This is a genomic window from Citrobacter koseri ATCC BAA-895, assembly GCF_000018045.1.
Lineage (GTDB): Bacteria > Pseudomonadota > Gammaproteobacteria > Enterobacterales > Enterobacteriaceae > Citrobacter_B > Citrobacter_B koseri.
The window spans coordinates 2,098,611-2,115,601 of record NC_009792.1; the positions used below are offsets into that span (position 1 = coordinate 2,098,611).

15 protein-coding genes are annotated in these 16,991 nt (G+C 56.6%); 6 read left to right on the top strand and 9 right to left on the bottom strand.

Annotation, left to right across the window (positions count from 1 at the left end):
• Positions 1-9: 9 nt before the first annotated feature.
• Positions 10-1,242: an MFS transporter gene (locus tag CKO_RS09590; RefSeq protein WP_012133116.1), complete on the bottom strand. Its 1,233-nt coding sequence runs from the start codon at positions 1,240-1,242 to the stop codon at positions 10-12.
• Positions 1,243-1,554: 312 nt separating this feature from the next.
• On the opposite strand from CKO_RS09590, the gene ybjG reads away from it, so the two are divergent.
• Together ybjG and deoR are read left to right on the top strand one after the other, a co-directional pair.
• Complete coding sequence (gene ybjG, locus CKO_RS09595; protein ID WP_012133117.1) at positions 1,555-2,163, top strand: undecaprenyl-diphosphate phosphatase; 609 nt, start codon at positions 1,555-1,557, stop codon at positions 2,161-2,163.
• Between the two features lie 71 nt (positions 2,164-2,234).
• Positions 2,235-2,993 (top strand): DNA-binding transcriptional repressor DeoR, encoded by a 759-nt coding sequence (deoR, locus tag CKO_RS09600; protein WP_012133118.1) that lies wholly within the window; start codon positions 2,235-2,237, stop codon positions 2,991-2,993.
• 50 nt (positions 2,994-3,043) lie between these two features.
• On the opposite strand, the gene dacC is transcribed toward deoR, so the two are convergent.
• Positions 3,044-4,246, bottom strand: coding sequence for a serine-type D-Ala-D-Ala carboxypeptidase (gene dacC, locus CKO_RS09605; RefSeq protein WP_024130500.1), 1,203 nt, complete (start codon positions 4,244-4,246; stop codon positions 3,044-3,046).
• Between the two features lie 244 nt (positions 4,247-4,490).
• On the opposite strand from dacC, the gene CKO_RS09610 reads away from it, so the two are divergent.
• Positions 4,491-5,117, top strand: a complete 627-nt coding sequence (locus tag CKO_RS09610) for a glutathione S-transferase family protein (protein WP_012133120.1) — start codon at positions 4,491-4,493, stop codon at positions 5,115-5,117.
• Here the strand turns inward: CKO_RS09610 and CKO_RS09615 are convergent.
• Both CKO_RS09615 and bssR read right to left on the bottom strand, forming a co-directional pair.
• Positions 5,114-6,229, bottom strand: a complete 1,116-nt coding sequence (locus CKO_RS09615; protein WP_012133121.1) for a PQQ-dependent sugar dehydrogenase — start codon at positions 6,227-6,229, stop codon at positions 5,114-5,116. The genes CKO_RS09610 and CKO_RS09615 overlap by 4 nt on opposite strands.
• A gap of 103 nt (positions 6,230-6,332) precedes the next feature.
• Positions 6,333-6,716 carry a biofilm formation regulator BssR gene (bssR, locus tag CKO_RS09620; RefSeq protein WP_024130501.1) on the bottom strand — a complete coding sequence of 128 codons (384 nt, stop codon included), beginning with the start codon at positions 6,714-6,716 and terminating at the stop codon, positions 6,333-6,335.
• 231 nt (positions 6,717-6,947) lie between these two features.
• On the opposite strand from bssR, the gene rimO reads away from it, so the two are divergent.
• A complete protein-coding gene (gene rimO / locus CKO_RS09625) occupies positions 6,948-8,273 on the top strand; it encodes a 30S ribosomal protein S12 methylthiotransferase RimO (RefSeq protein ID WP_024130502.1) in 1,326 nt (441 codons plus the stop codon).
• A gap of 111 nt (positions 8,274-8,384) precedes the next feature.
• Here rimO and gsiD read toward each other — a convergent pair whose 3' ends face one another.
• The 5 genes from gsiD to iaaA all read right to left on the bottom strand — a co-directional run bounded on the left by gsiD (position 8,385) and on the right by iaaA (position 14,722).
• On the bottom strand, positions 8,385-9,296 hold the full coding sequence (gene gsiD, locus CKO_RS09630; RefSeq protein ID WP_012133126.1) for a glutathione ABC transporter permease GsiD: 912 nt from the start codon (positions 9,294-9,296) through the stop codon (positions 8,385-8,387).
• Between the two features lie 2 nt (positions 9,297-9,298).
• Positions 9,299-10,219 carry a glutathione ABC transporter permease GsiC gene (gene gsiC / locus CKO_RS09635; protein ID WP_012133127.1) on the bottom strand — a complete coding sequence of 307 codons (921 nt, stop codon included), beginning with the start codon at positions 10,217-10,219 and terminating at the stop codon, positions 9,299-9,301.
• A gap of 105 nt (positions 10,220-10,324) precedes the next feature.
• Positions 10,325-11,863, bottom strand: a complete 1,539-nt coding sequence (gene gsiB / locus CKO_RS09640) for a glutathione ABC transporter substrate-binding protein GsiB (RefSeq protein ID WP_012133128.1) — start codon at positions 11,861-11,863, stop codon at positions 10,325-10,327.
• 35 nt (positions 11,864-11,898) lie between these two features.
• Positions 11,899-13,770 carry a glutathione ABC transporter ATP-binding protein GsiA gene (gene gsiA, locus CKO_RS09645; protein WP_024130503.1) on the bottom strand — a complete coding sequence of 624 codons (1,872 nt, stop codon included), beginning with the start codon at positions 13,768-13,770 and terminating at the stop codon, positions 11,899-11,901.
• Positions 13,771-13,780: 10 nt separating this feature from the next.
• Positions 13,781-14,722: a beta-aspartyl-peptidase gene (gene iaaA / locus CKO_RS09650; RefSeq protein WP_012133130.1), complete on the bottom strand. Its 942-nt coding sequence runs from the start codon at positions 14,720-14,722 to the stop codon at positions 13,781-13,783.
• A 205-nt stretch (positions 14,723-14,927) separates the two neighbouring features.
• On the opposite strand from iaaA, the gene moeA reads away from it, so the two are divergent.
• On the top strand, positions 14,928-16,163 hold the full coding sequence (gene moeA, locus CKO_RS09655; protein WP_012133131.1) for a molybdopterin molybdotransferase MoeA: 1,236 nt from the start codon (positions 14,928-14,930) through the stop codon (positions 16,161-16,163).
• A complete protein-coding gene (gene moeB / locus CKO_RS09660; protein WP_012133132.1) occupies positions 16,163-16,930 on the top strand; it encodes a molybdopterin-synthase adenylyltransferase MoeB in 768 nt (255 codons plus the stop codon). Before moeA ends, moeB begins: the two co-directional genes overlap by 1 nt.
• The last annotated feature ends 61 nt before the right edge of the window (positions 16,931-16,991 follow it).

Below are 16,991 nucleotides of genomic sequence, written 5' to 3' on the forward strand. Positions count from 1 at the left end.
CGGAGGGCCTCACCCTTCCCGTGAATCCCCTACCCGTTTGTCTTTCAGGAAGATAACCATCAGCAGCAGCCAGAGAATGCCGTTCGCCAAGTTGAAGAGGCTGAATAAGCCGTTGCCGCCGCTCAGATAAGCATGCTTGCTCACTTCAATACCCACGGTAAAGATCAGCATCTGCAACATCCCCATCGCCGCAGAAACCGTGCCTTTGCTCATATCGCTGGCGAACAGGGTCAGACGCACCAGCCCCGCGTTCGCCACGCCGATGCCAAAGGCGTAGACGCTCAGACCCGCCGTCATCCATAAATATGCATGGGAAGAGACCACCGTCGCGGCTGCGGCGATCAGCAATCCCGCCACAATCGGCCAGCCGCCCATGATAATCAATGCGCGCACCGTTCGCCGGGAGGTCAACCGCGCCAGCACCAGATTCCCGGCAATCAGCGCGCCAAAGACAGGAACCTGCAACAAGCCATATTCATAGCTGCTGAGCTGCTCACCGCTGATGATAATGATCGGCGACTGGGCAATCCACGCCAGCAGCGGCAGGCTGACGAACCCCAGCGCCAGCGCGCCGGCAACAAACCGCACGTTTTTCAGCACCAGCTTGTAATCCCGCCCCAGTTCTTTAAGCGACAGCTTCTCGCCGAGGCGGGTCGCGGTCTCCGGCATCGCGCGCTGTAAGCCGACAAAAGCAATCGCCGCCAGTACGGCAAACAGAACAAACATCTCTTCCCACGGCAGAACATGCACCCAGGCGGCGCCCACCAGCGGCCCCAGCAGCGGCGCAATCAGGGCAACGTTAGCCATTAACGCCGTAATTTTGATACACACCGCTTCTTCAAAGGATTCCTGAATGGCGGCGTACCCCACGGCGCCAATAAAGCACAGGCTTACCCCCTGCAAAAAACGCAGCAGGGTGAACTGCTCAATGTTTTGCGCCAGCAGTGTGGCAAGGCAGGTGACGATAAACCAGATCACGCCCGCTAACATCACCGGGCGGCGTCCAATACGATCCGACAGCGGCCCTAACAGCCACTGCAAAAACATCCCGCCCGCCAGGTAGGCGGTCATCGAGGTCGGAACCCAGTCGATCCCGGCCTGATACTGTTCCACCACCGCCAGCATCCCCGGCTGGATCATATCGTTGCCGATATACGTAGAAAATTCGTAAAGCACCAGACAGAGAGGGAAAAGCAGTGCCTGACGTCCGAGCCGGACGCCTGTTTGTGAAAGGTTTTGCATGCAATCTCTTCGCAAATAAAAAATCGCGCAAAGTGTAATGAAAGTACGTTACCTGAGATAGCGAATTATGTGATTTACAAACAAAATGCGCACATTTTTACATAATCATCCTTCGTGACCTTTTGCTTTAAGGTTAATTTAAGTTGCTGGCGCTATCATGGCGAATAAGCTCGCGCCATTGTCTTAAATTTCCTCATTTTACAGGTAAATAAGACAATACCGCTTTCCCCTCGTTGCGGCACTTTGTATTCTCGCCCTTACCCGGAGCACGTAGGGTCGTTTCGTTTAATCACTGCACTGAGTCTGGATGTTATGCTGGAAAACCTTAACAACTCGCTGTTTTACTTAATCAATGCCACCCCCGACTCCGCACAGTGGATGATCGCTCTGGCCATTTTCATTGCCAGAGATTTGATTAACATCGTGCCGCTGCTGGCCGTTGTGCTTTGGTTATGGGGGCCGCGCGATCGGGTCTGCGCTCAACGCCAGTTGGTGATTAAAATGGGTATCGCGCTGCTCATCAGCCTGACGATCTCCTGGATAATGGGGCATCTTTTCCCGCACGATCGCCCTTTTGTCGATCGTATCGGCTATAACTTCCTGCATCACGCGCCCGATGACTCCTTCCCGAGCGACCACGGCACCGTTGTCTTTACCTTTGCGCTGGCGTTTTTATTCTGGCACCGCGTCTGGTCTGGCGTACTGCTCATGGCGCTGGCCGTGACGGTCGCCTGGTCACGCGTTTACCTCGGCGTTCACTGGCCGCTGGATATGCTCGGCGGTTTGCTGGTCGGGATGATCGGCTGCCTGAGCACGCAAATGCTGTGGCAAAAATATGGGGTTGCTCTCTACCACGGCCTACAAACGTGCTACCGCGTCTGCTTCGCGCTACCCATTCGTAAAGGCTGGGTACGTGACTAACCTGGTGAAAAAAGAGTAGTATTAAGCGCTCTGTACTGTGCAGAGTGCTTATTCAACTGTCCAGGGGAATTATGGAAACACGACGCGACGAGCGTATTGGTCAATTGCTGCAAGCGCTAAAACGCAGCGATAAATTACACCTGAAAGAAGCCGCGACTCTGCTGGGCGTATCGGAGATGACCATTCGTCGCGACCTGAATAATAAAAGCGCGCCCGTCGTGTTGCTGGGCGGGTATATTGTTCTGGAACCCCGCAGCGCCAGCCATTATTTATTGAGCGATCAAAAATCCCGCCTGGTTGAAGAGAAGCGCCGCGCCGCTCAGCTGGCCGCCGGTCTGGTACAGACGCATCAGACGATTTTTTTTGACTGCGGCACCACCACGCCGTGGATCATTGAAGCCATTGATAACGAATTGCCTTTCACCGCCGTCTGTTATTCCCTGAATACGTTTCTGGCGCTCCAGGAAAAACCCCTGTGCCGGGCGATTCTGTGCGGCGGGGAATTTCACGCCAGCAACGCCATTTTCAAACCGCTCGATTTTCAGGAAACCCTGAATAATATCTGCCCTGATATCGCCTTTTATTCCGCCGCAGGCGTTCATATCAGCAAAGGGGCAACCTGTTTTAACCTCGAAGAACTGCCGGTGAAACACTGGGCCATGTCGATGGCGCAATACCATGTTCTGGTGGTGGATCACAGTAAATTCGGCAAGGTGCGACCCGCGCGGATGGGGGAATTAACGCGTTTTGATGCGGTAGTGAGCGACTGCCGCCCTGACGATGAGTTTGTCGATTATGCCAAAGCGCAGCGCATTACGTTGATGTATTGATGTAGGGTTTGCCGGATGGCGCTAACGCTTATCCGGCACCGTCACCGCGATTAAGAGAACCAGCCGCCAAACCACTGGTGGAATTTCATCAGGACGAAGTCCCATATCCGCCCAAAGAAGCCGCCCTCTTCCACGTTTTCCATCACCATCAGCGGACGCTGTTCAATGGACTTTCCGTTGAGCTGGAAGTCGATGGTGCCGACAACCTGGCCTTTCTTCAACGGCGCGGTCAGCTGCGGTTCCGTCAGCGTAAAGCTGGCCTTCAGGTTTTTCAGCTGTCCGCGCGGAATCGTCACGGAACCCGCCTCTCCCGCGCCCAGATTCACCTCGCTCTTATCCCCAAACCAGACGCGCTGAGTCACGAACGTCGCGTCAGGTTTAATGGGTGTCACCGTTTCAAAGAAGCGGAAGCCCCAGGTCAACAATTTCTCTGACTCATTAAAACGGATGCGATCGGTTTTCGTCCCCAGCACGACGGAGATCAAACGCATATCTCCCTGAGTCGCAGAGGCCACCAGATTGTATCCGGCGCCTGCCGTTGTCCCGGTTTTCATGCCGTCAACGTTCAGATTAGAACTCCACAGCAGGCGGTTACGGTTCGGCTGGCGAATCTTGTTGAAAGTGAACTCTTTTTCTTTGTGAATGGCGTACTCTTCCGGCACATCATGGATCAGCGCTTTGCCCAGCAGCGCCATATCACGCGCGGTACTAAACTGCCCCGGCGCATCCAGGCCGTGAACCGTCTGGAACGTTGTGTTGGTCAGCCCCAGTTTTTTCGCGTAACCATTCATCAAACCAATGAACGACTCCTGGCTTCCGGCAACATAATCCGCAAGCGCAATACAGGCGTCGTTACCCGACTGGATAATCACGCCCTTGTTGAGATCGGATACCGAGACCTGATCTCCGGGCTTAAGGAACATGACCGACGAACCGCGCAGAGCCGGGTTGCCCGTGGCCCAGGCGTCTTTTCCTACCGTCACCATATCCGTGAGCTGAATTTTTCCGGCCTTCAGCGCCTGCCCGACGACGTAACTGGTCATAATTTTGGTCAGGCTGGCGGGGTCCAGTTTCTCGTCGGCGTTGCCTTCCGCCAGCACCTTGCCGCTGGAATAGTCCATTAAAATCCACGCGCGCGCATCAACGCTCGGCGGCGCCGTTGTCTGCTCAGCCGCCTGTAACGTCGGCGCAAAAAGGAATAAGAGTGCTGAACCCGCAGCAAGACTACGAAGGGAAGAAGAGTATTGCGTCATAAATGCCACCCGAGTATCCATTCCAAAAAAACACGCCATACCACCGTGTTATAAGTGCGGTGAGTAATAACGCACTAACGAACTTAAAGAAACCGTAAGTTGGTAAAGTTTTTAAAGTTTATGCAATAACGCCACGCTGCGCTGCCTCCGTGAGGATTTTTTTGCAAGCTGTTGCGTAAATGTTAGCTTTATCCCACCATGGGACGAGTCGGATACCGATTGCAGAACAATTTGAGGGGTAACTATGATTACGCTGTGGGGACGGAATAACTCAACCAACGTCAAAAAAGTGCGATGGACGCTCGACGAACTGGAGCTGCCTTATACGCAAATTCTGGCAGGCGGGCAGTTCGGGCTGAATCATGACGCTGACTATCTGGCGATGAACCCGAATGGCCTGGTGCCGCTGCTGCGCGATGATGAAACGGACGTTTTGCTCTGGGAGTCCAATACCATCGTCCGCTATCTGGCGGCGCAGTATGGGCAAAAGCGTCTGTGGGTAGACTCTCCGGCGCAACGGGCAGAAGGGGAAAAGTGGATGGACTGGGCAAACCAGACGTTAAGCCCGGCGCATCGCGTGATCCTGATGGGTTTAGTCCGCACCCCGCCGGAGCAGCGCGACCAGGCGGCGATCGACGCCGGCGCCAACGTCTGCGACGGCCTGTTTGGCATTCTTGATGAGGCGCTGGCCAGCCAGACCTGGTTCTCCGGCGCGGAGTTCGGCACGGCGGATATCGCGATCGCCCCCTTCGTCTACAACCTGTTTAACGTTGGCCTGAGCTGGACGCCGCGTCCTCACCTTGAGCGCTGGTATCAGCAACTTACCGAACGCCCGGCGTTTCGTAAAACGGTGATGATCCCGGTCAGCTAAGCGCGTGGGCTGACTTTCAGCAGTTCTCCGTCGGACTCGTCGGTTAAGACATATAAATAACCGTCGGGTCCTGCGCGCACATCGCGAATACGTTTCCCTCTGTCGCCCAGAATCCGTCCGTCCTCCGTCACCTTATCGCCGTTAACGCTCAGGACAATCACATCCTGCTCTTTCAGCGCGCCGATAAACAGTTTCTGCTTCCATTGAGGGAACGTGTCGCTGTTATAAAACGCCATGCCGCTGACCGCTGGCGATTTTTTCCAGTAGAAGATCGGCTGCTCCGTTCCCTCGACAATTTCACCTCTCGCTTCCGGGATTTTAAAGCCGCTGTAGTTGATGCCCCAGGTTGCCAGCGGCCAGCCATAATTTTTACCTTTTTCGGGGATATTGATTTCATCGCCGCCGCGCGGGCCATGCTCATTCAACCACAGCGCATCGCTCCACGGGTTTATCGCCATACCCTGCGGGTTACGTATGCCGTACGACCAGATCTCAGGGCGCGCGCCGGTCTGATTCACAAAGGGATTATCCGGCGGCACGCTCCCCTGGTCGGTCAGGCGCACCACTTTGCCCTGCAACTTGTCCAGATCCTGTGCGGTAGGGCGCTGATTATTTTCGCCAAGCCCGATAAACAGATGGCCTTTGCCATCAAAAACCAGTCGTCCGCCGAAATGATTACCGGTTGAGAGTTTCGGCATCTGACGAAAAACGGTCTGGAATTCCTCCAGATGCTTCAGGTCATCGCTAAGTCGCCCGAAGCCTACCGCCGTTCCGGCTTTCCCCTCGCGATCGGCCTCAGAAAAACTGAGCCAGACGCGGCGAGACTGCTCAAAATCAGGCGCGAGCGCCACGTCCAGCAATCCCCCCTGCCCGTTCGCCCAGACCTTCGGCACGCCCGTTATCGGATCGGAAAGCCCTTTACCCGCCTGCCAGTGACGAAGCTGGCCGCCTCTGAGAGTTATCAACATACCGCGATTATCCGGCAGAAAAGCCAGCGCCCAGGGGTGATCAAGTTTGGTCTGCAAAACCTCCACCTTCACCGCCGGGGTTTCTGCATTCACGAAAGGAGAAAACAGTGCCAATAAGGCAACAGAGAAAAGTGTCCGACGCATACCGCCTCCTGTATGACCCTGCGTTAAAGCGTAGTCAGCAAGGGACAGCGCGGAATGATTTTTACAAAAACTTAACGAAAAGGGGGAGTCGCCTCCCCCTGACTTAGACCTGTTCAAGCGGTGATTGCGCTTTCAGGCTCTGGATACTCAGCGTCAATGTTGTCAGACAGTTTTCAAGTTTCTCTGCGTTGACGGCGATAAACGTCGGACAGTCATGGTGTCCGCTCATGAGACATACTGCGGCGGCTGCCAGTGCGCCTTCAGCACGATGTAAAGCATTCCATTCTTCCTGATCCAGATGCAGACCTTGCAGCAGTGATTTATCGTGAAGCCCACGATTCAGTTCAAAAAAGTTGTCACGCAGATGATCACTTTCGCTGACTGACATATAGCCTTTCGCCTTTCTTAACTGCAAATAAGCGGCGAGATCGATTCGGGCGTTTATCAGCTTGTTAAGTAGCTCGGTTCTTAGTCTGTCAACGACCATACCTTGTTCCTCCTCTTTCCAACCATACTGCAACTTAATAGTATGGTCATTTTTTGAACAAAGTGCTGCCTGAGATCAATAATTCACTCGGTATTAACATACTTTACATATTTGCTATAAACTCCGTGGCGCGCTTACCCGCACAGGCGATGAGATAGCGATACATTTTTTGCCCGGATCTCTGTAGAATCCCTGCCCTGACCATTCCAATAACTGAACAATTTTTAAGCTATGAGCAATGTAACCCGCCAGCCGAAAATCGGCTTCGTTTCCCTGGGCTGCCCGAAAAACCTGGTTGATTCGGAGCGAATCCTGACTGAACTGCGTACCGAAGGCTATGACGTCGTACCGAGCTACGACGACGCCGACATGGTGATCGTCAATACCTGTGGCTTTATCGACAGCGCCGTACAGGAGTCTCTGGAAGCGATTGGTGAAGCGCTGACTGAAAATGGCAAGGTGATCGTCACCGGCTGCCTGGGCGCGAAAGTCGATCAGATCCGTGAAGTGCACCCTAAAGTGCTGGAAATCACCGGGCCGCATAGCTATGAGCAGGTTCTGGAACACGTTCACCATTACGTACCAAAACCAAAGCACAACCCGTTCCTGAGCCTGGTGCCGGAACAGGGCGTTAAGCTGACCCCGCGTCACTACGCCTACCTGAAGATTTCTGAAGGCTGCAACCATCGCTGCACCTTCTGCATTATTCCGTCCATGCGCGGCGATCTGGTCAGCCGTCCGATTGGCGAAGTGTTAAGCGAGGCCAAACGTCTGGTCGATGCGGGCGTGAAAGAGATCCTCGTCATTTCCCAGGATACCTCCGCTTACGGCGTGGATGTGAAGCACCGCACCGGTTTCCACAACGGCGAGCCGGTAAAAACGAGCATGGTCGACCTTTGCGAGCAGTTGTCAAAACTGGGCATCTGGACGCGCCTGCACTACGTCTACCCTTATCCGCACGTTGATGACGTGATCCCGCTGATGGCGGAAGGCAAAATCCTGCCGTATCTGGATATCCCCCTGCAACATGCCAGCCCGCGCATTCTCAAACTGATGAAGCGTCCGGGCGCTGTCGATCGCCAACTGGCGCGCATCAAACAGTGGCGTGAGATTTGCCCGGAGCTGACCCTGCGTTCAACCTTTATCGTCGGTTTCCCTGGCGAGACGGAAGACGATTTCCAGATGCTGCTCGACTTCCTCAAAGAGGCGCGCCTGGATCGCGTTGGCTGCTTCAAGTACAGCCCGGTCGAAGGCGCTGGCGCGAACGCGCTGCCGGATCAGGTGCCGGAAGAGGTGAAAGAAGAGCGCTGGAACCGCTTTATGCAGCTGCAACAGCAGATCTCCGCAGAACGTCTGCAAGAGAAAGTGGGTCGCGAAATCCTGGTCATTATCGACGAGGTTGACAAAGAAGGCGCGATTGGCCGCAGCATGGCTGACGCACCGGAAATCGACGGCGCGGTCTACCTCAACGGTGAAACCAACGTTAAACCCGGCGACGTTATCCGCGTGAAAGTTGATAACGCCGATGAATATGACCTGTGGGGCAGCCGCGTTTAATTCGCCCAAATTATCGTAAAACCCGTAGGCCGGATAAGACGCTTCAGCGTCGCCATCAGGCATTGCGCCGGATGGCGGCATAAATGCCTTATCCGGCCTACGGTTCGACATTCACCCCTTAATCTTCGGGTCCAGCGCGTCGCGCAGCCCGTCGCCCAGCAGGTTAAACGCCAGCACCGTCAGGAAAATCGCCACCGCCGGAAAAATCGCCACATGCGGCGCGATGACCATATCCGCCCGCGCTTCATTGAGCATCGCCCCCCACTCCGGCGTTGGCGGCTGCGCGCCTAACCCCAGAAACGACAGGCTTGCCGCAGAAATAATCGACGTCCCGATGCGCATAGTGAAAAAGACCACGATCGACGAGACCGTGCCGGGCAAAATATGGTTGAACAAAATCGTCGCGTCGCTGGCGCCAATACTGCGCGCCGACTCAATAAACGTCTGCTGTTTCAGCACTAATGTATTTCCGCGCACCAGACGGGCAAACGCGGGGATAGAAAAGATGGCGACGGCGATAATCACATTCGCAATACCGCTACCGAGCACCGCCACGACCGCAATCGCTAACAGAATGCCTGGAAACGCAAACAGCACATCGCAAATACGCATAATCAGCCGGTCCCACCAGCCTTCGTAATAGCCCGCGACCAGCCCAAGCACCGTGCCGAGCGCCGCGCCGATAAAGACGGCGAAAACGCCTGCCGCCAGCGAAATTTGCGCCCCGACCAGGACGCGGCTGAAAATATCCCGCCCCAGCGAGTCCACGCCAAACCAGTGCGCCGCCGAAGGACCGTCATTCAGGCGATCGTAATCAAAGTAATTTTCCGCATCGAAAGGCGTTAGCCAGCGGGCAAATATCGCCACCAGGATCAGCAACAGCACAAATATCCCTGCGATCATCGCCACATGCTGACGGCGAAAACGCCGCCAGAATTCATGCCACGGCGTACGCACCCGGTCGGGTTTGACCAGCGGCATGGCATCTAAAACCGCCTGACGGCGCCAGTTAAATAATCGCATCCTTACTTGTACCTGATAGCCGGGTTAATGGCGGCATAGAGCACATCCACCACTAAATTGATAAGAATAAACTCCAGGGAAAACAGCAGCACTTCAGCCTGAATCACCGGGTAGTCGCGCATTTCCACTGAATCAACCAGCAACCGCCCCAGTCCGGGCCAGTTAAAGACCTTCTCGACGACAATCGAACCGCCGAGCAGAAAGCCAAACTGCAACCCCATCATGGTCACAACCGGGATCATGGCGTTACGCAGACCGTGTTTCAGCACCACCCAGGTTTCGCTGACCCCTTTCGCGCGCGCGGTGCGCATATAGTCTTCACTGAGGACATCCACAAACGACGCTCGGGTAAAGCGCGCCATCACGGCCGCAACGGCGGCGCCAAGCGTGATGGAGGGAAGAATATAGTGCTGCCAGCTATCTGCGCCCACGGTCGGCAACCACCCCAGCTCAACGGAGAATATCTGCATCAGCAGCATCCCCAGCGCGAACGCCGGGAACGAAATCCCGGTTACCGCCAGCGTCATGCTGAGTCTGTCCGGCCAGCGATTACGCCAGACGGCGGCGATAATCCCGGCGGTCATCCCGAACAGTACCGCCCATACCATACTGGTGATGGTCAACCACAGCGTCGGCATAAAGCGGCTGGCAATCTCTGCCGATACCGGACGACGAGACACCATCGACGTGCCGAAATCACCCTGCAACACGTTAGTCATGTAATGCCAGAACTGGATATGCAACGGCCGATCGAGACCAAGCTGCTGGCGCACCAGTTCAATCACCTGCGCGTCAGCCTCCGGCCCGGCAATCAGCCGCGCCGGATCGCCAGGCAACAGATGAACAAATAAAAACACCAGCACCGCCACAATAAACAGAGTCGGAATCAACCCCAGCAGGCGCTTAAGCACATAATTAAGCATCAGGCTCCCTTTACAAACCTTTTGCCGGATGGCGACGTAAATCCCTTATCCGACCTGCAACGAACTGCGTCTGCAAGCCGGATAAAACCATCGGGCGCGCGTTGCTTACTGCAAATCCGCGTCATCAAAACTGAAGCCAGTGTCCGGCATGATCCAGAAACCCGTCAAATTTTTACTGTGGGCTGAGACCAGTTTCTCCACCACCAGCGGAATCCAGGGGGACTCTTTCCAGAGGGTGTCCTGCGCCTCTTTATACAGGCGCGCTTTCTCCTGCGGATCGTTGGTTTTCAGCGCTGCCGCTAAGTCGTCATCAACCTGCTTGTTGCTGTAGAACGCAGTATTGAACAGCGTTGGCGGCCAGTTTTGCGAGGCAAACAGCGGTGACAACGCCCAGTCCGCCTCCCCCGTGGAAGCCGACCAGCCGGTGTAGAACATCCTCACACCGCTCTCTTTCTGCCCCTTGTCTTCCACTTCTGCCGCACGCTGCCCGGCGTCCATCGCCGTTACCTGCGCCTTAATACCGACCTGCGCCAGCTGCTGTTGCGTAAATTGCAGCACTTTCTGTGCGGTGCTGTGGTTATGAGACGACCACAGCGTGGTGCTAAACCCATTCGGATAGCCCGCCTCTTTCAGCAGCTCGCGCGCTTTCGCCGGATCGTAAGGCCACGGCGCGTAGCTCTGCGCATACGCAATGGCTGGCGGCACTACGCCCGTGGCAGGCGTCGCATAACCGGCAAAGGCCACTTTGACCAGCGCCTGACGGTTGATGGCGTAGTTCAGCGCTTCCCGCACCTTCGGATTATCGAACGGTTTTTGCGTCACATTCATGCTGATGTAACGCTGCATGATCGACGGGCTGGCAACCAACTGTAGGTTTTTGTTTTTCTCCAGAATTGTCGCCTGCTCGTAAGGGATCGGGAACGCAAATTGCGCTTCCCCGGTTTGCAGCATTGCCGCGCGGGTGTTGTTGTCCGTTACCGGACGCCAGGTGATCGTATCCAGTTTAGGTAAACCTTTCTGCCAGTAATCGGCAAATTTCTTCACTTTCACGAAATCAGTCTGGTTCCAGGTATCCAGCTGATACGGCCCGGTGCCGACCGGGTGGAAGCCAATGTCCTTACCGTATTTTTCCAGCGCGGCCGGAGAGATCATCGCCGTCGCCGGGTGCGCCAGAATATTGATAAACGCCGAGAACGGTTGTTTCAGCGTAATTTTTACCGTCGTCGGATCGACCGCTTCGGTTTTATCGATGTTTTTATACAGGTTGTAGCGTTTGAGATGGTTTTCTGGATCGCTCGCGCGATCGAGGTTAGCCTTCACCGCCGCTGCGTTAAAGTCGGTGCCGTCCTGGAATTTTACCCCCTGGCGCAGCTTCAGGGTGTAGATCAGGCCATCGTCGGAAACGGTGTAGCTTTCAGCCAGCACATTTTTTAACTTCATGTCTTTATCAAGACCAAACAGCCCCTGATAAAACGACTTCGCCACCGCCTGCGATAAAGTGTCGTTCGCATCGTACGGATCGAGCGTGGTGAAATTAGAGCCTACCGCTACCACCACATCTTTAGCAGCAAACGCCGGAGATGCCGCCAGTGCAGAAGCGACGCCCAGCGCAACCAGCCAATTACGGGTTACAAATGTTGTCATATTATTCTCCTGAACCCTGCCTGTTTTATGAGATGTTATAAACGCGATAACGCATTTTCTGCCTGCGGGCGCGCGACATAATGCCCCGGCCCGACTAACTGCAATGGAGCGGGCGCGATCTCCTCCCCACGTTTACGAATGTTGCTGGGGATATCGTCCGACAGCAGCACGCGCTGCGGCCTGTGCCGGGAAGGATCGGCCACCGGTACTGCCGCCATTAATTTACGGGTATAGGGATGCTGCGGATTTTCAAACACCGCCCGGCGGGGGCCGATTTCCACAATCTGCCCCAGATACATCACCGCCACGCGATGACTGATGCGCTCCACCACCGCCATATCGTGTGAAATAAACAGATACGCGATGCCCATTTCCCGCTGCAAATCGAGCAACAGATTAATGATCTGCCCGCGAATCGAGACATCCAGCGCGGAGACTGACTCATCGGCGATAATCACTTTTGGATTCAGCGCCAGCGCGCGGGCGATGCAGATACGCTGACGCTGGCCGCCAGAAAACTCATGCGGATAGCGCCACGCATGTTCCGGGCGCAATCCTACACGCTCAAGCAACCACGCCACCCGCGACGCGGCCGCCTCGCCTTCCAGCAAACCATGCACCCGCAATGGTTCCATTATGGAGTAACCCACCGTCTGGCGCGGGTCGAGCGAAGCGTAAGGGTCCTGAAAAATAAACTGAATATCTCGCCGTAGCGGCTGTAACTTACCGGCAGGAAGCGTGTCGATCCGCCGCCCGTTGAAGGTAATTTCGCCAGCCTGCGACTCCACCAGCCGCAGCAACGCCCGCCCGGTGGTCGATTTACCGCAGCCGGATTCCCCCACCAGCGAGAGCGTTTCGCCAGGCCAGAGATCAAAGCTGACGTTTTCCACCGCATGCACTTCACGGGTCACGCGGTTAAGAATGCCGCTACGCAGCGGAAAACGCGTCACCAGGTTGCGCACTTGCAGGATCGGATCGCCTGCCACCACCGTGTCCTGCTCGGTTTGCGGTTCCACACGATCGGGATCGTTCAGTGAAATCAGCGGAAAGCGGCGCGGCAGATCGTGTCCGCTCATCTCGCCTAACTGCGGCACGGCGGCCAGCAGCGCTTTGGTATAAGGGTGCTGCGGCGCGTGGAAAATTTGCTCAACGCTGCCGGTTTCCACCGCTTCGCCCTGATACATCACCAGGACGCGGTCGGCAATATCGGCCACCACGCCCATATCATGGGTGATAAAAATCACCCCCATCGACATATCCTGTTGCAGCACTTTGATCAGTTGCAGGATCTGCGCCTGAATCGTGACGTCCAGCGCGGTGGTCGGCTCATCGGCAATCAGCACCGCCGGGCGGCACGACAGCGCCATCGCGATCATCACCCGCTGGCGCATCCCGCCGGAAAGCTGATGCGGGTAACGCGATAAGATGGCCTGCGACTCAGGAATACGCACCTGGTCAAGCATCCGTTTCGCTTCCGCCATTGCCTCTTCGCGACTCGCCCCCTGATGCAGGCGAATGGACTCGGCAATCTGCTCGCCCACGGTAAATACCGGGTTAAGCGAGGTCATCGGCTCCTGAAAGATCATGGCGATATCCGCGCCGCGCACGCGCTGCATCTGCGCATCGCTTTGCTCTCCCAGTTCAATGACCTGGCGATTACGCCGTCGAAGCAGCATCTGATCGCAGTGAACGTCGCCGCCCGCCTGCTCGATCAGGCGCATCAACGATAACGCCGTAACGGATTTCCCCGATCCCGATTCACCGACAATCGCCAGCGTTTCGCCTCGCTGAAGCCGAAACGACACATTGCGCACCGCGCTGACGCGTTGCTGCTCCTGCTCGAACGCAATGTTCAAATTTTTGACCGCCAGTACGTCGCTGGCGTCTAATTCGTGACTGTGTGGCACCTGTTGCTCCTCACTCCCGGTAGATCCCCGTCGTTGGCGTATCTCCGGCATATCCCCAGGCGCGATACATGCCTTCGCTGTTAAAAGGTAGGGCGACGTTGCCTTCGTGATCGACGGCAATCAGCCCACCGCTGCCGCCCAGCGCAGGCAATTTCTCCATGACCACACGCTCGCAGGCTTCCGCCAGGCTGAGTCCGCCGTAATCCATCAGCGCGGCGATATCGTAGGCCGCCAATGCGCGGATAAACACCTCGCCCGTTCCGGTACAGGAAACCGCCGCGCTGGCGTTGTTGGCGTAACACCCAGCCCCGACCAGCGGGCTGTCGCCTACGCGACCAGGCAGTTTATTCGTCATGCCGCCCGTCGACGTGGCCGCCGCCAGATTACCAAACCGATCCCGCGCCACCGCGCCCACGGTGCCCATTTTGGTGGTTTCATCCAACGGCGCGCCGCTATGGTCGAGCACCGTTTCTCCGGCGTCACGCGCCGCCAGCAGTTGCGCATAGCGCTCAGGCGTGGAGAAAAGATCGGCAGAAACGCGCTCCATCCCCCGGGAAGCCGCAAACGCTTCCGCCCCGTCCCCCACCATCAGCACATGCGGGCTTTGCTCCATCACCAGCCTGGCGGCCAGCACCGGGTTGCGTAAATGGCGAACGCCAGCGACAGCGCCTGCGTTAAGCGTATTGCCGTCCATAACGCAGGCATCCAGCTCGTGGGTGGCGTCGCGCGTGTAAACCGCGCCGATCCCGGCATTAAATAATGGGCACTCTTCCAGCAAACGCACCGCTTCCGTCACCACATCCAGCGCGCTTTCGCCCGCCTCCAGCATTTTCTGTCCTGTTTCGACGATGTCCGACAGCGCCTGAATATAGCGCTGTTCCTGCTCCTGGCTCATCTGTGCGCGCGTAATTGCGCCTGCGCCGCCGTGAATAGCAATGACTGCTTTGCCCATTATTTGTCGTCCGTTAGCGGTGGCACACAACTTTCCCTATAAATATCAGAATTGTTGTGAGTTATTGATTCGATTTTTGAATATAGAAAGATGCAGGCGGCATGTAAAGGTAAAGGGCCAGCCCCTAAGTCTGAGGTGGCATACAGCCTGCCCGCATTTTCTGACATAATAGACGGATTCGATTTTGCCTCGCAGGAGTGTTTTCATGGAATTTACCGCCGGACTGATGCCGCTTGAAACGGCGCTCACCCAGATGTTGTCGCGCATTACGCCACTCACGGCATTCGAAACCCTGCCGCTGGTTCACTGTTTTGGCCGCATCCTGGCAAACGATGTGGTCTCCCCGCTGGACGTTCCGGGATTCGATAACGCCGCAATGGACGGTTACGCGGTGCGTTTGGCGGATCTGACCGCTGGTCAACCGCTGCCGGTGGCGGGGAAAGCCTTTGCCGGGCAACCGTTCCAGGGGGAATGGCCTGCTGGCGCCTGTATCCGCATTATGACCGGCGCGCCGGTGCCTGCGGGGTGTGAGGCGGTGGTCATGCAGGAACAGACGGAGCAAACCGACGAGGGCATCCGCTTTACCGCTGACGTTCGTAACGGACAAAACATCCGCCGCCGTGGGGAAGACATCACCCATGACGCCGTGGTTTTCCCGGCGGGGACTCGCCTGACCACCGCAGAACTGCCGGTACTGGCTTCGCTGGGCATCGCCGAAGCGCAGGTCGTGCGCAAAGTGCGCGTGGCGCTGTTCTCCACCGGCGATGAACTGCAATTGCCGGGTCAGCCGCTGGGCGACGGGCAAATTTATGATACCAACCGCTTAACCGTACACTTGATGCTTGAGCAGTTAGGCTGCGAGGTGATCAATCTCGGGATCATTCGCGATAACCCGCAGCAGCTACGCGCCGCCTTTATCGAAGCCGACAGCCAGGCCGATGTGGTTATCAGCTCTGGCGGCGTTTCAGTGGGCGAGGCGGATTACACCAAAACGATCCTCGAAGAGCTGGGGGAAATCGCGTTCTGGAAACTGGCGATTAAACCGGGCAAACCGTTCGCCTTCGGTAAACTGAGCAACAGCTGGTTCTGCGGTCTGCCGGGTAACCCGGTCTCTGCGGCGCTGACGTTCTATCAGCTCGTGCAGCCGTTGCTGGCGAAACTTAGCGGCAATATCGCCAGCGGTCTGCCAGCGCGTCAGCGCGTGCGTACCGCTTCACGGCTGAAGAAAACGCCGGGTCGTCTTGATTTTCAGCGCGGCATTCTGCAACGCACGGCCGACGGCGAACTGGAAGTCACCACCACGGGACACCAGGGTTCGCATATTTTCAGCTCCTTTAGCATGGGTAACTGTTTTATCGTGCTGGAACGCGATCGCGGCAACGTTGACGCGGGCGAATGGGTGGAAGTCGAGCCGTTTAACGCGCTGTTTGGAGGCCTGTAATGGCGGAACTCAGCGACCAGGAGATGATGCGCTACAACCGGCAAATCATTCTGCGAGGGTTCGATTTTGAAGGACAGGAAGCACTAAAGGATGCACGGGTGCTGGTCGTTGGCCTGGGCGGACTCGGGTGTGCGGCAACGCAGTACCTCGCGGGCGCGGGCGTTGGGCAGCTCACGCTGCTCGACTTTGACACCGTTTCAGTGTCGAACCTGCAACGCCAGACGCTGCACAGCGATGCCACCGTCGGGCAGCCGAAGGTGGATTCGGCGCGCGAGGCGCTGGCGCGCATCAACCCTTATATCACCCTTACACCGATCAACGCCCTGCTGGACGAACCGGCGCTGAATGCGCTTATCGCCGGGCACGATCTGGTGCTGGACTGTACTGACAATGTTGCCATCCGTAATCAGCTTAATGCCGGATGTTTCGCCGCCAAAGTGCCGCTGGTTTCCGGCGCCGCCATCCGTATGGAAGGACAGATCACCGTCTTTACCTGGCAGGAAGGCGAACCCTGCTACCGCTGTCTGAGCCGTCTGTTTGGCGAGAACGCCCTCACCTGCGTGGAAGCGGGCGTCATGGCGCCGCTGATAGGGGTGATCGGTTCATTACAGGCGATGGAAGCCATCAAATTGCTGGCGCATTACGGTCAACCCGCATCCGGCAAAATTGTGATGTACGACGCGATGACCTGTCAGTTCCGCGAAATGAAATTAATGCGCAATCCGGGTTGCGAGGTGTGCGGAGCACAGGTGCCGGATGGCGGCTGACGCCTTATCCGGCCTACGATGGTTTGTAGGCCCGGCAAGCGCAGCGCCCCGTGCATGTTGC

What these genes read in the sequence shown, in the direction of transcription:
- CKO_RS09590 (WP_012133116.1), bottom strand. Translation starts at nt 1,242, where the DNA reads ATGCAAAACCTTTCACAAACAGGCGTCCGGCTCGGACGTCAGGCACTG.
- ybjG (WP_012133117.1), top strand. Translation starts at nt 1,555, where the DNA reads ATGCTGGAAAACCTTAACAACTCGCTGTTTTACTTAATCAATGCCACC.
- deoR (WP_012133118.1), top strand. Translation starts at nt 2,235, where the DNA reads ATGGAAACACGACGCGACGAGCGTATTGGTCAATTGCTGCAAGCGCTA.
- dacC (WP_024130500.1), bottom strand. Translation starts at nt 4,246, where the DNA reads ATGACGCAATACTCTTCTTCCCTTCGTAGTCTTGCTGCGGGTTCAGCA.
- CKO_RS09610 (WP_012133120.1), top strand. Translation starts at nt 4,491, where the DNA reads ATGATTACGCTGTGGGGACGGAATAACTCAACCAACGTCAAAAAAGTG.
- CKO_RS09615 (WP_012133121.1), bottom strand. Translation starts at nt 6,229, where the DNA reads ATGCGTCGGACACTTTTCTCTGTTGCCTTATTGGCACTGTTTTCTCCT.
- bssR (WP_024130501.1), bottom strand. Translation starts at nt 6,716, where the DNA reads ATGGTCGTTGACAGACTAAGAACCGAGCTACTTAACAAGCTGATAAAC.
- rimO (WP_024130502.1), top strand. Translation starts at nt 6,948, where the DNA reads ATGAGCAATGTAACCCGCCAGCCGAAAATCGGCTTCGTTTCCCTGGGC.
- gsiD (WP_012133126.1), bottom strand. Translation starts at nt 9,296, where the DNA reads ATGCGATTATTTAACTGGCGCCGTCAGGCGGTTTTAGATGCCATGCCG.
- gsiC (WP_012133127.1), bottom strand. Translation starts at nt 10,219, where the DNA reads ATGCTTAATTATGTGCTTAAGCGCCTGCTGGGGTTGATTCCGACTCTG.
- gsiB (WP_012133128.1), bottom strand. Translation starts at nt 11,863, where the DNA reads ATGACAACATTTGTAACCCGTAATTGGCTGGTTGCGCTGGGCGTCGCT.
- iaaA (WP_012133130.1), bottom strand. Translation starts at nt 14,722, where the DNA reads ATGGGCAAAGCAGTCATTGCTATTCACGGCGGCGCAGGCGCAATTACG.
- moeA (WP_012133131.1), top strand. Translation starts at nt 14,928, where the DNA reads ATGGAATTTACCGCCGGACTGATGCCGCTTGAAACGGCGCTCACCCAG.
- moeB (WP_012133132.1), top strand. Translation starts at nt 16,163, where the DNA reads ATGGCGGAACTCAGCGACCAGGAGATGATGCGCTACAACCGGCAAATC.